Genomic DNA, 12,880 nt, shown 5'->3' with positions numbered 1-12,880 from the left:
TTGAAGTTTCCTCTTGTCACATCGGAATAACTCCCTATAATGCGCCACCACTGACACGGAACAACGGCTTACAGGCCGCCGGGTTAGCGGGGTTCAGCGATGAACGCCGGCAGAGAAAAGCGAAATTAAACGCTTGACTCTGAATGAGGAAAACGTATTATACGGGACCTCGCAACGGTGAGCGAAAGCCGCGTTGCACTGCTCTTTAACAATTTATCAGACAATCTGTGTGGGCACTCAAAGTGACATGGATTCTTAACGTCGCAAGACGAAAAATGAATACCAAGTCTCTGAGTGAACATACGTAATTCATTACGAAGTTTAATTCACGAGCATCAAACTTAAATTGAAGAGTTTGATCATGGCTCAGATTGAACGCTGGCGGCAGGCCTAACACATGCAAGTCGAACGGTAGCACAGAGAGCTTGCTCTCGGGTGACGAGTGGCGGACGGGTGAGTAATGTCTGGGAAACTGCCTGATGGAGGGGGATAACTACTGGAAACGGTAGCTAATACCGCATAACGTCGCAAGACCAAAGAGGGGGACCTTCGGGCCTCTTGCCATCAGATGTGCCCAGATGGGATTAGCTTGTTGGTGAGGTAACGGCTCACCAAGGCGACGATCCCTAGCTGGTCTGAGAGGATGACCAGCCACACTGGAACTGAGACACGGTCCAGACTCCTACGGGAGGCAGCAGTGGGGAATATTGCACAATGGGCGCAAGCCTGATGCAGCCATGCCGCGTGTATGAAGAAGGCCTTCGGGTTGTAAAGTACTTTCAGCGAGGAGGAAGGGGATGTGGTTAATAACCGCATTCATTGACGTTACTCGCAGAAGAAGCACCGGCTAACTCCGTGCCAGCAGCCGCGGTAATACGGAGGGTGCAAGCGTTAATCGGAATTACTGGGCGTAAAGCGCACGCAGGCGGTCTGTCAAGTCGGATGTGAAATCCCCGGGCTCAACCTGGGAACTGCATTCGAAACTGGCAGGCTAGAGTCTTGTAGAGGGGGGTAGAATTCCAGGTGTAGCGGTGAAATGCGTAGAGATCTGGAGGAATACCGGTGGCGAAGGCGGCCCCCTGGACAAAGACTGACGCTCAGGTGCGAAAGCGTGGGGAGCAAACAGGATTAGATACCCTGGTAGTCCACGCTGTAAACGATGTCGACTTGGAGGTTGTTCCCTTGAGGAGTGGCTTCCGGAGCTAACGCGTTAAGTCGACCGCCTGGGGAGTACGGCCGCAAGGTTAAAACTCAAATGAATTGACGGGGGCCCGCACAAGCGGTGGAGCATGTGGTTTAATTCGATGCAACGCGAAGAACCTTACCTACTCTTGACATCCAGAGAACTTAGCAGAGATGCTTTGGTGCCTTCGGGAACTCTGAGACAGGTGCTGCATGGCTGTCGTCAGCTCGTGTTGTGAAATGTTGGGTTAAGTCCCGCAACGAGCGCAACCCTTATCCTTTGTTGCCAGCGGTCCGGCCGGGAACTCAAAGGAGACTGCCAGTGATAAACTGGAGGAAGGTGGGGATGACGTCAAGTCATCATGGCCCTTACGAGTAGGGCTACACACGTGCTACAATGGCATATACAAAGAGAAGCGACCTCGCGAGAGCAAGCGGACCTCATAAAGTATGTCGTAGTCCGGATCGGAGTCTGCAACTCGACTCCGTGAAGTCGGAATCGCTAGTAATCGTGGATCAGAATGCCACGGTGAATACGTTCCCGGGCCTTGTACACACCGCCCGTCACACCATGGGAGTGGGTTGCAAAAGAAGTAGGTAGCTTAACCTTCGGGAGGGCGCTTACCACTTTGTGATTCATGACTGGGGTGAAGTCGTAACAAGGTAACCGTAGGGGAACCTGCGGTTGGATCACCTCCTTACCTTAAAGAACCTGCCTTTGTAGTGTCCACACAGATTGTCTGATGAATGTAAAGAAGCAAGACGGCTGCGAAGTCGCGACACCTCGTGTCCCCTTCGTCTAGCGGTTAGGACTCCGCCCTTTCACGGCGGCAACAGGGGTTCGAATCCCCTAGGGGACGCCACTTGCTGGCTGTGAGTGAAAGACACAACCCACCGATATCTCAAAACTAACTCAGTGAGTTACGTTTGAGATATTTGCTCTTTAAAAATCTGGATCAAGCTGAAAATTGAAACGACATGCTGCGTCTGTTCTCCGTAATAAGAACAGAATGACAGTGTGTTCGAGTCTCTCAAATTTTTGCAGCACGAAGTGTTTTACGAAACATCTTCGGGTTGTGAGGTTAAGCGACTAAGCGTACACGGTGGATGCCCTGGCAGTCAGAGGCGATGAAGGACGTGCTAATCTGCGATAAGCGTCGGTAAGGTGATATGAACCGTTATAACCGACGATTTCCGAATGGGGAAACCCAGTGTGTTCCGACACACTATCGTTAAGTGAATACATAGCTTAACGAAGCGAACCGGGGGAACTGAAACATCTAAGTACCCCGAGGAAAAGAAATCAACCGAGATTCCCCCAGTAGCGGCGAGCGAACGGGGAGGAGCCCAGAGTCTGAATCAGTTTGTGTGTTAGTGGAAGCGTCTGGAAAGTCGCAGGGTACAGGGTGATACTCCCGTACACAAAAACACACAGGCTGTGAACTCGAAGAGTAGGGCGGGACACGTGGTATCCTGTCTGAATATGGGGGGACCATCCTCCAAGGCTAAATACTCCTGACTGACCGATAGTGAACCAGTACCGTGAGGGAAAGGCGAAAAGAACCCCGGCGAGGGGAGTGAAACAGAACCTGAAACCGTGTACGTACAAGCAGTAGGAGCCTCTTTAATGGGGTGACTGCGTACCTTTTGTATAATGGGTCAGCGACTTATATTCTGTAGCAAGGTTAACCGTATAGGGGAGCCGCAGGGAAACCGAGTCTTAACTGGGCGTTAAGTTGCAGGGTATAGACCCGAAACCCGGTGATCTAGCCATGGGCAGGTTGAAGGTTGGGTAACACTAACTGGAGGACCGAACCGACTAATGTTGAAAAATTAGCGGATGACTTGTGGCTGGGGGTGAAAGGCCAATCAAACCGGGAGATAGCTGGTTCTCCCCGAAAGCTATTTAGGTAGCGCCTCGTGAACTCATCTTCGGGGGTAGAGCACTGTTTCGGCTAGGGGGTCATCCCGACTTACCAACCCGATGCAAACTACGAATACCGAAGAATGTTATCACGGGAGACACACGGCGGGTGCTAACGTCCGTCGTGAAGAGGGAAACAACCCAGACCGCCAGCTAAGGTCCCAAAGTCATGGTTAAGTGGGAAACGATGTGGGAAGGCACAGACAGCCAGGATGTTGGCTTAGAAGCAGCCATCATTTAAAGAAAGCGTAATAGCTCACTGGTCGAGTCGGCCTGCGCGGAAGATGTAACGGGGCTAAACCATGCACCGAAGCTGCGGCAGCGACGCTTATGCGTTGTTGGGTAGGGGAGCGTTCTGTAAGCCGTTGAAGGTGGCCTGTGAGGGCTGCTGGAGGTATCAGAAGTGCGAATGCTGACATAAGTAACGATAAAGCGGGTGAAAAGCCCGCTCGCCGGAAGACCAAGGGTTCCTGTCCAACGTTAATCGGGGCAGGGTGAGTCGACCCCTAAGGCGAGGCCGAAAGGCGTAGTCGATGGGAAACAGGTTAATATTCCTGTACTCGGTGTTACTGCGAAGGGGGGACGGAGAAGGCTATGTTAGCCGGGCGACGGTTGTCCCGGTTTAAGCATGTAGGCGGATGTTCCAGGTAAATCCGGAACGTCATTCAACGCTGAGGTGTGATGACGAGGCACTACGGTGCTGAAGTAACAAATGCCCTGCTTCCAGGAAAAGCCTCTAAGCATCAGGTAACATCAAATCGTACCCCAAACCGACACAGGTGGTCAGGTAGAGAATACCAAGGCGCTTGAGAGAACTCGGGTGAAGGAACTAGGCAAAATGGTGCCGTAACTTCGGGAGAAGGCACGCTGATGGTAGGTGAAGTGACTTGCTCACGGAGCTGAACTCAGTCGAAGATACCAGCTGGCTGCAACTGTTTATTAAAAACACAGCACTGTGCAAACACGAAAGTGGACGTATACGGTGTGACGCCTGCCCGGTGCCGGAAGGTTAATTGATGGGGTTATCCGTAAGGAGAAGCTCTTGATCGAAGCCCCGGTAAACGGCGGCCGTAACTATAACGGTCCTAAGGTAGCGAAATTCCTTGTCGGGTAAGTTCCGACCTGCACGAATGGCGTAATGATGGCCAGGCTGTCTCCACCCGAGACTCAGTGAAATTGAACTCGCTGTGAAGATGCAGTGTACCCGCGGCAAGACGGAAAGACCCCGTGAACCTTTACTATAGCTTGACACTGAACACTGGTCCTTGATGTGTAGGATAGGTGGGAGGCTTTGAAGTGTGGACGCCAGTCTGCATGGAGCCAACCTTGAAATACCACCCTTTAATGGCTGGTGTTCTAACGTGGACCCGTGATCCGGGTTGCGGACAGTGTCTGGTGGGTAGTTTGACTGGGGCGGTCTCCTCCTAAAGAGTAACGGAGGAGCACGAAGGTTAGCTAATCCTGGTCGGACATCAGGAGGTTAGTGCAATGGCATAAGCTAGCTTGACTGCGAGCGTGACGGCGCGAGCAGGTGCGAAAGCAGGTCATAGTGATCCGGTGGTTCTGAATGGAAGGGCCATCGCTCAACGGATAAAAGGTACTCCGGGGATAACAGGCTGATACCGCCCAAGAGTTCATATCGACGGCGGTGTTTGGCACCTCGATGTCGGCTCATCACATCCTGGGGCTGAAGTAGGTCCCAAGGGTATGGCTGTTCGCCATTTAAAGTGGTACGCGAGCTGGGTTTAGAACGTCGTGAGACAGTTCGGTCCCTATCTGCCGTGGGCGCTGGAGAATTGAGGGGGGCTGCTCCTAGTACGAGAGGACCGGAGTGGACGCATCACTGGTGTTCGGGTTGTCATGCCAATGGCATTGCCCGGTAGCTAAATGCGGAAGAGATAAGTGCTGAAAGCATCTAAGCACGAAACTTGCCCCGAGATGAGTTCTCCCTGACTCCCTGAGAGTCCTGAAGGAACGTTAAAGACGATGACGTTGATAGGCCGGGTGTGTAAGCGTAGCGATACGTTGAGCTAACCGGTACTAATGAACCGTGAGGCTTAACCTTACAACGCCGAAGATGTTTTGGCGGAATTGAGAGAAGATTTTCAGCGTGATACAGATAACAGAATTTGCCTGGCGGCAACAGCGCGGTGGTCCCACCTGACCCCATGCCGAACTCAGAAGTGAAACGCCGTAGCGCCGATGGTAGTGTGGGGTCTCCCCATGTGAGAGTAGGGAACTGCCAGGCATTAATTAAGTGAAGAGCCCATCCTGACGGATGGGCTTTTTGCGTTTTTGTACATCATAAAAAATCAGACAAAGCGCGATGAAGCTTTATCCGAGCATGCATTTCTCATACAGCAAAAAATTTTCTTTTCTATTGAGATCTGATTAGGACTTGTGTAACCACTGTAAAATAAAATCCACGATTTGCGGGATGTTATTTAAGTCTAACTGCGGAAGTGAAGTCTCGACAGGAATATCGCTAGCCACGGCAATAACGTGTTCATCAAATACCAGTTCATCTATATGGTGCCCACTGTTGTGCCTGTAAAGTAGGATCTTTGGTACTGGCTCATGCTTAAAACCTTCGACTAACACTAAATCCAACGTTGAAGGGTCCATTCTGCTTACTAGCCAGCTAAGATCCAGTTCGTTTTTATTTGGTGTTTCTGTGATTAAGGCCCAGCGCTGTGAACTGGCGACAATAGTCTGTGCAGCTCCGGCTTTGCGTAGCTCGTAGCTATCTTTACCAGGTTTATCCACGTCCATGTCATGATGAGTATGTTTGATAAGCCCAGGTCGTAAGCCTTTCGCACATAATTCCGGGATCAGTTCCTTCAGTAATGTTGTTTTACCCGTACCGCTCCAGGCCGCGATAGCCAGAAGGGGAATCATGATGACACCTGCATATTCTGTAAGTCATCGAGGGTATTTACGTTCATGAATGCTGATTTCACATCGCTAAAATCAACATTATGCCCACCAACTTTGCGCATAAATACCATGACTCGCCGTTCGCCTGCGGCCAAATAGGTTTCAAGTTCTGCTGTGACCTTATGATTTACCAAAACGATAGCCGGATGGTCGCGTTCACCATCATGTACCCAAACTACTGGAGATAATTTCTTATTCTGTATTAAGCGCTCGACCAGAAAAGCGGGGATAAAAGGAGTATCACATGGACAAAACAGGAACCACTCGCTTTCAACATGCTGCATGACAGATAGCATCCCGGCCAGAGGGCCTGGAAAATCATTCATACTATCGGTAATAATCGGATAACCGCTGGTTTGCCAGCTATCAAGGTTCCGATTGGCGCTAATAACCATTTTATCCACCTGTGGTTCCAGCGTATCGGCGACGTAGCACCACAATGGCTTACCCTTTAACATCTGCAATCCTTTATCCACTCCCCCCATGCGCGTCGCCTTTCCTCCAGCCAACACGACACCGGTTATTACCTCGCGTTGCATATCAATATCGCCTCTTTCATTGTGGGATTGTCCCTGCTAACGTGTCTTTATCTAGAGTAAGGAGCATTACTATGAAATGTAAACGTCTGAATGAAGTCATTGAACTCCTCCAGCCTGCCTGGCAGAAAGAACCTGAACTAAATTTGATTCAATTCTTGCAAAAACTGGCCAAAGAGGCCGGTTATACGGGGGAATTAAGCGATCTTTCCGACGATATTCTGATTTATCATCTGAAAATGCGCGACTCGACAAAAGAGGCCGTTATTCCCGGTATTCAGAAAGATTATGAAGAAGACTTCAAAACCGCATTGCTTCGCGCTCGCGGAGTCATTAAAGAGTAAAAGGTTGTAAGCGCTGCCACGGAACAGGCAATGAGATGATATCCTGAATCATTCGCACGATTATCGGATGTCAGGATGCACGATAAGGCTTTCAATTTTCAGACGCTTCACCCGGATACCATCATTGATGGTTTGTTTGATCTGGGTATGCGGGTGGACTCTGGGCTCACCCCGCTTAACAGCTATGAGAACCGCGTTTACCAGTTTCAGGACGAAGATCGCCACCGCTATGTGGTGAAGTTCTATCGTCCTGAACGCTGGTCTGCAGAACAAATCCTCGAAGAACATCAGTTTACCCTTCAACTCGTGCAGGATGATGTTCCCGTTGCGGCGCCATTATCTTTCCATGAAAGTACGCTTCACCAGCATCAGGGATTCTTCTTTGCCGTTTTCCCAAGCCTAGGTGGACGTCAGTTTGAGGCGGATAACCTCGATCAGATGGAATGGGTTGGGCGCTATCTTGGCCGTATGCATCAGACAGGTCGCAAGCAGCGTTTTGTCGCTCGCCCGGAGATTGGTACTAATGAATATCTCCTTGAGCCACGCCAGGTCTTCGAGCTCTCCCCATTGATTCCTGCTGGTTTGAAAGAGGCCTTTCTCAGCTCTACCGATAAACTGATTGATGCTGTAATGGCACAATGGCACGGGAACGCTAATATCTTACGTTTGCACGGTGACTGCCATGCCGGAAATATCCTCTGGCGTGATGGCCCTCTGTTTGTTGATTTAGATGATGCGCGTAATGGTCCTGCTATCCAGGATCTCTGGATGCTGTTAAATGGAGATAAAGCCGAGCAGCGGATGCAGCTTGAGATGATCATTGAAGCCTATGAAGAGTTCAGCTCTTTTAATACGGATGAAATCGCTCTCATCGAACCTTTACGTGCGATGCGGTTAGTTTATTATCTGGCGTGGTTGCTCAGACGCTGGAATGATCCTGCTTTCCCTATAAATTTCCCATGGTTAACCGGGGAAGATTACTGGCGCGGGCAGACAACAACTTTTCTTGAGCAGGTGAAGGTTCTGCAGGAACCCCCTCTTCAGTTAACGCCAATGTATTAATGTGAAATATCCAGGAGAGAATTAATCATGAACAAAATTTGGCTGGCGCTGGCTGGTATGATTCTGGCTTTTAGTGCATCCGCTGCCCAGATCACCGACGGTAAGCAGTACATCACCCTCGATAAGCCAGTTGCTGGCGGGCCTCAGGTGCTCGAGTTCTTCTCGTTCTACTGCCCGCATTGCTACCAGTTCGAAGATGTGCTTCATGTGTCAGATAACGTGAAGAAAAAGCTGCCTGAAGGCGTCAAGATGACCAAATACCACGTTGTGTTTATGGGGGGGGAGATGGGCAAATCTCTGACTCAGGCGTGGGCTGTGGCGATGGCGCTGGGCGTGGAAGACAAGATTACTGTTCCAATGTTTGAAGCGGTACAGAAAACCCAGTCCGTCCAGACCGTGGCCGATATCCGTAAAATCTTTGTTGATTCCGGTGTGAAAGGCGAAGAGTACGATGCGGCGTGGAACAGCTTCGTGGTGAAATCTCTGGTTGCTCAGCAAGAAAAAGCTGCTGCTGATTTCCAACTGCAGGGCGTACCCGCGATGTACGTTAACGGAAAATATCAGATTAACCCGCAAGGGATGGATACCAGCAACATGGACGCATTTGTTGCTCAGTATGCCGATACTGTTAAGCAGTTAGTTGAGAAGAAATAAAAAACAAACGCCGGTCATTGACCGGCGTTGTTCTTTTCAGCGACTAAAATCATTTTTTCTGCCGCATTATTTCCGTCAGTTGACGATCCTTTTCTTCCCACAGCATATTTAACCAACGCTGGAAGTGGCGCTTAAAGTTTTTATCATTCACATAGTCGCCATGTAGATCTTCAGCTACAGGCTCCAGATTTATTCGCACCACAATCCGCGTCAATCGACCACTTAGCATGTCGTAAAATGGCCTGTGGTTATTCTCTGGGTAACATAACGTCACGTTGAGCAGCTTATCAAACTGCGATCCCAGCACGCCCAATGCCATAGCAATACCCGCAGCTTTTGGGGGTAATAAGTTATTGTAGGGTGAGCGAGTCTGACGCTGCTTTTCTTCAGTAAAACGTGAACCTTCGACAAAGTTAACGATAGTCGTTGGGTGGACGCGGAATTTCTCGCAGGAACGACGGGTGGTTTCAACATCTTTACCGCGACGTTCTGGATGACGAATTAAATAACCACGTGAGTAACGACGCATAAACGGCATGTCCAGGGCCCAGCAAGCAAGACCAATAAACGGTACCCAGGCTAGTTGCTGTTTGAGAAAGTATTTATTCATTGGGATATGTTTGCGAAACAGCACACAGAGCACCACGATATCAGCCCAACTGTGATGGTTGCTGATAAGTAAATACCAGTTTCTCTTGTTCAGGCCTTCAATACCTTGAACATCCCATTTTAACCACGGATTAAGATGTAGCAGTAGTGCCAACCCTTCACACCAGCAATACATCATGAAGTTGCAGAAAACAGATATCGAGCGCCAGACCGCAGGAATCGGCACAAGAAGTTTAATCAGTCCGGCGATGATTATCGGCACCGAGCAGATTATAGTGACTAAGATAGTAAGGGCGATACTCAGCGGAAGGGTTATCGCAGCGAGTAATCTCGACATAGTTAGTTTATTCAGAAAGTTAGGCTGACAAAAAACGCATTTAAACAGCGCAAGGGACTGATTTTATCAGAAAATACAGCAAATAACGGGTCTTACCAGAGCAGAAAAATTTCCGGATCTTATATCCACATGGAGCATTGAGTCATCAAAACGACATTACGATAAAAAATATAACGTTAACTAAATGATAAATATGAATTAATTATTTGAAGGGCTATTTTATTAAGAGTTGCCTAGCTATCATTTTAAAACTATACACAAAGTTATCCACAGATGAAGTTGTGCAATGATCGTGGAGATCAATGAATCTTTTCGAGGAAATAGGGGAAAAATTCAGGATTTAATGCCCGTCTGTGGCATCCTTTACCCATAATCTGATAAACAGGCACGGAAATTATGGTTCAGATCCCAGAAAACCCTCTCATCCTCGTTGACGGCTCCTCTTACCTTTACCGGGCATATCACGCTTTTCCCCCGCTGACTAACAGCGCTGGTGAACCGACTGGCGCAATGTACGGCGTACTGAATATGCTGCGAAGCTTGATCCTACAGTATCAACCGACTCATGCGGTCGTGGTTTTTGATGCTAAAGGGAAGACTTTCCGTGATGAATTGTTTGAGCACTATAAATCTCATCGTCCACCGATGCCGGACGATCTGCGTGCGCAGATCGAGCCGCTGCATACCATGGTTAAGGCGATGGGCTTACCTCTGATGGCTGTTCCGGGCGTTGAAGCTGATGATGTGATCGGTACACTGGCGCGTGAAGCTGAAAAGGCAGGTCGTCCAGTGCTGATTAGCACGGGTGATAAAGATATGGCTCAGTTAGTTACGCCGGGTATTACCCTGATTAACACGATGACTAACACTATTCTTGGTCCGGATGAAGTCGTCACAAAATACGGCGTTCCACCTGAACTGATCATTGATTTCCTTGCTCTCATGGGTGACTCGTCGGACAACATTCCTGGCGTCCCTGGGGTCGGCGAAAAGACCGCGCAAGCGTTACTACAGGGGCTGGGTGGGCTTGATACGCTGTATGCGGAGTCTGAGAAAATCGCCGGCCTGAGCTTCCGCGGATCTAAAACGATGGCGGCGAAGCTAGAGCAGAATAAAGAGGTCGCGTATCTCTCTTATCAGCTGGCAACGATTAAAACGGATGTTGAACTGGATTTGAGCTGTGAAGAACTGCTCGTTGAGCAACCCGCAGCGGATGAACTGCTGACGCTGTTTAAAAAGTATGAATTCAAACGCTGGATAACCGATGTTGAGTCCGGTAAATGGATGCAGGCGAAAGGCGCTAAACCTACCGCGAAACCAGTCGAAGTAGCGGCAGATGCTACAGATGCTGAAGAAGAGACAGCGGCAACGCTCTCCTCTGAAAACTATGTCACGATTCTTGATGAAGAAACGCTGACGGCGTGGATCGAAAAATTGAAGAAAGCGCCGCTTTTTGCTTTTGATACCGAAACTGACAGTCTTGATAATGTATCCGCCAATATGGTCGGCCTGTCATTCGCCGTTGAGCCAGGCATCGCAGCTTATGTACCAGTTGCTCATGACTATCTGGATGCGCCGGATCAGATCCCGCGCGACCGCGTGCTGGAACTGCTGAAGCCCTTACTGGAAGATAATAAGGCTCTGAAAGTTGGACAGAACCTTAAGTATGATCGCGGTATTCTGGCTAACTACGGTATTGAGCTGCGCGGTATTGCCTTTGATACCATGCTGGAGTCCTACATTCTTGACAGCGTAGCGGGCCGCCATGATATGGATAGCCTTTCCGATCGCTGGTTGAAGCACAAAACTATTACCTTTGAAGAGATTGCCGGCAAGGGTAAAAATCAGCTCACCTTTAATCAAATCGCACTGGAAGAAGCAGGTCGTTACGCGGCGGAAGATGCTGACGTGACTCTGCAACTGCATTTGAAGATGTGGCCAAAGCTTCAGCAGAATGAAGGCCCGCTGAACATCTTTAAAAATATAGAAATGCCGTTAGTGCCAGTGTTATCCCGCGTTGAGCGCAACGGCGTGAAGATTGACCCAGCCGTGCTGCATGCGCATTCTCAGGAAATCGCCAAGCGCCTGATTGAGCTGGAGAAGAAGGCATATGATATTGCAGGTGAAGAGTTTAACCTCTCATCGCCTAAGCAGCTGCAAACCATCCTGTTTGAAAAACAAGGGATTAAACCACTGAAGAAGACGCCGGGCGGCGCTCCGTCTACGTCGGAAGAGGTGTTGGAAGAGCTGGCTCTGGATTATCCGCTGCCAAAAGTTATCCTTGAATATCGTGGCCTGGCAAAACTCAAATCCACTTATACCGATAAGCTGCCGCTGATGATCAGCGCGAAAACGGGTCGCGTGCATACATCTTATCACCAGGCGGTCACTGCAACGGGACGCCTGTCATCTACCGATCCGAACCTGCAGAACATTCCGGTACGTAACGAAGAAGGACGCCGTATTCGTCAGGCGTTTATTGCTCCGGAAGATTACCTCATTGTCTCCGCCGACTACTCGCAAATTGAATTGCGCATTATGGCGCACCTGTCGCGCGATAAGGGTTTGCTAACCGCGTTTGCGGAGGGGAAAGATATCCACCGTGCTACTGCGGCAGAGGTTTTTGGTTTACCGCTTGAAAGCGTGAGCAGCGAACAACGACGCAGCGCAAAGGCCATCAACTTTGGCCTGATTTACGGGATGAGCGCATTTGGCCTTGCGCGACAGCTCAATATTCCGCGTAAAGAAGCGCAGAAATATATGGACCTCTACTTTGAGCGCTATCCAGGTGTGCTGGATTATATGGAGCGTACCCGTGCGCAGGCAAAAGAGCAGGGGTATGTTGAAACGCTCGATGGCCGCCGACTCTATTTGCCGGACATTAAATCCAGCAACGGAGCACGTCGCGCTGGCGCTGAGCGTGCGGCAATCAACGCGCCGATGCAGGGAACTGCTGCGGATATCATTAAACGTGCAATGATCGCTGTAGATGATTGGTTGTTAAGTGAAAAACCGCGAGTGCGTATGATCATGCAGGTACACGATGAATTAGTCTTCGAAGTTCATAAAGACGATTTAGATACGGTCGCGAAAAAGATCCACGAACTGATGGAAAGCAGCACGACGCTGGCAGTTCCGCTGCTGGTAGAAGTGGGGAGTGGGGAAAATTGGGATCAAGCGCACTAAGTGTTCAGTACATAAGGCCATTTTTTGTAAGTGAGTAACATAACTTATACCGTTTTGTGATGATCATTTGAATTTGCTATGTAAAGACTGAAAATAAACTACAAAAATG

Annotated in this window: 7 protein-coding genes, 1 tRNA gene and 3 rRNA genes; 8 read left to right on the top strand and 3 right to left on the bottom strand. The window is 49.5% G+C overall.

Annotated features, from left to right (window positions below):
• Positions 1–343 precede the first annotated feature (343 nt).
• The 4 genes from HV213_RS29410 (at position 344) to rrf (ending at position 5,354) form a co-directional block, all read left to right on the top strand.
• Positions 344–1,883 (top strand): 16S ribosomal RNA (locus tag HV213_RS29410).
• Positions 1,884–1,970: 87 nt separating this feature from the next.
• A tRNA-Glu gene (locus HV213_RS29405) sits at positions 1,971–2,045 on the top strand.
• A gap of 217 nt (positions 2,046–2,262) precedes the next feature.
• Positions 2,263–5,171: ribosomal RNA gene (locus HV213_RS29400) — 23S ribosomal RNA — on the top strand.
• Positions 5,172–5,238: 67 nt separating this feature from the next.
• Positions 5,239–5,354: ribosomal RNA gene (gene rrf / locus HV213_RS29395) — 5S ribosomal RNA — on the top strand.
• Together the 16S, 23S and 5S rRNA genes with 1 tRNA gene alongside form the textbook arrangement of a ribosomal RNA operon.
• A gap of 143 nt (positions 5,355–5,497) precedes the next feature.
• On the opposite strand, the gene mobB is transcribed toward rrf, so the two are convergent.
• On the bottom strand, positions 5,498–6,004 hold the full coding sequence (mobB, locus tag HV213_RS29390; protein ID WP_181484290.1) for a molybdopterin-guanine dinucleotide biosynthesis protein MobB: 507 nt from the start codon (positions 6,002–6,004) through the stop codon (positions 5,498–5,500).
• Positions 6,001–6,582, bottom strand: coding sequence for a molybdenum cofactor guanylyltransferase MobA (gene mobA / locus HV213_RS29385; protein WP_181484289.1), 582 nt, complete (start codon positions 6,580–6,582; stop codon positions 6,001–6,003). Before mobA ends, mobB begins: the two co-directional genes overlap by 4 nt.
• Before the next feature lie 71 nt (positions 6,583–6,653).
• Here mobA and HV213_RS29380 point away from each other — a divergent pair, with 71 nt between their 5' ends.
• The 3 genes from HV213_RS29380 to dsbA all read left to right on the top strand — a co-directional run bounded on the left by HV213_RS29380 (position 6,654) and on the right by dsbA (position 8,639).
• Positions 6,654–6,923: a YihD family protein gene (locus tag HV213_RS29380; RefSeq protein ID WP_110276062.1), complete on the top strand. Its 270-nt coding sequence runs from the start codon at positions 6,654–6,656 to the stop codon at positions 6,921–6,923.
• Positions 6,924–6,998: 75 nt separating this feature from the next.
• A complete protein-coding gene (locus HV213_RS29375; RefSeq protein ID WP_181484288.1) occupies positions 6,999–7,985 on the top strand; it encodes a serine/threonine protein kinase in 987 nt (328 codons plus the stop codon).
• Between the two features lie 27 nt (positions 7,986–8,012).
• A complete protein-coding gene (dsbA, locus tag HV213_RS29370) occupies positions 8,013–8,639 on the top strand; it encodes a thiol:disulfide interchange protein DsbA (RefSeq protein WP_181484287.1) in 627 nt (208 codons plus the stop codon).
• Between the two features lie 49 nt (positions 8,640–8,688).
• Here dsbA and HV213_RS29365 read toward each other — a convergent pair whose 3' ends face one another.
• Positions 8,689–9,585 (bottom strand): acyltransferase, encoded by an 897-nt coding sequence (locus HV213_RS29365; RefSeq protein WP_181484286.1) that lies wholly within the window; start codon positions 9,583–9,585, stop codon positions 8,689–8,691.
• Between the two features lie 396 nt (positions 9,586–9,981).
• Between HV213_RS29365 and polA the strand changes: the two genes are divergently transcribed.
• A complete protein-coding gene (gene polA, locus HV213_RS29360; protein ID WP_181484285.1) occupies positions 9,982–12,771 on the top strand; it encodes a DNA polymerase I in 2,790 nt (929 codons plus the stop codon).
• The last annotated feature ends 109 nt before the right edge of the window (positions 12,772–12,880 follow it).

The sequence above is a fragment of the Klebsiella sp. RHBSTW-00484 genome, assembly GCF_013705725.1.
GTDB lineage: Bacteria > Pseudomonadota > Gammaproteobacteria > Enterobacterales > Enterobacteriaceae > Klebsiella.
Note: the sequence above shows the minus strand (reverse complement) of the source record. Positions and strands in the feature narration are given on the sequence as shown.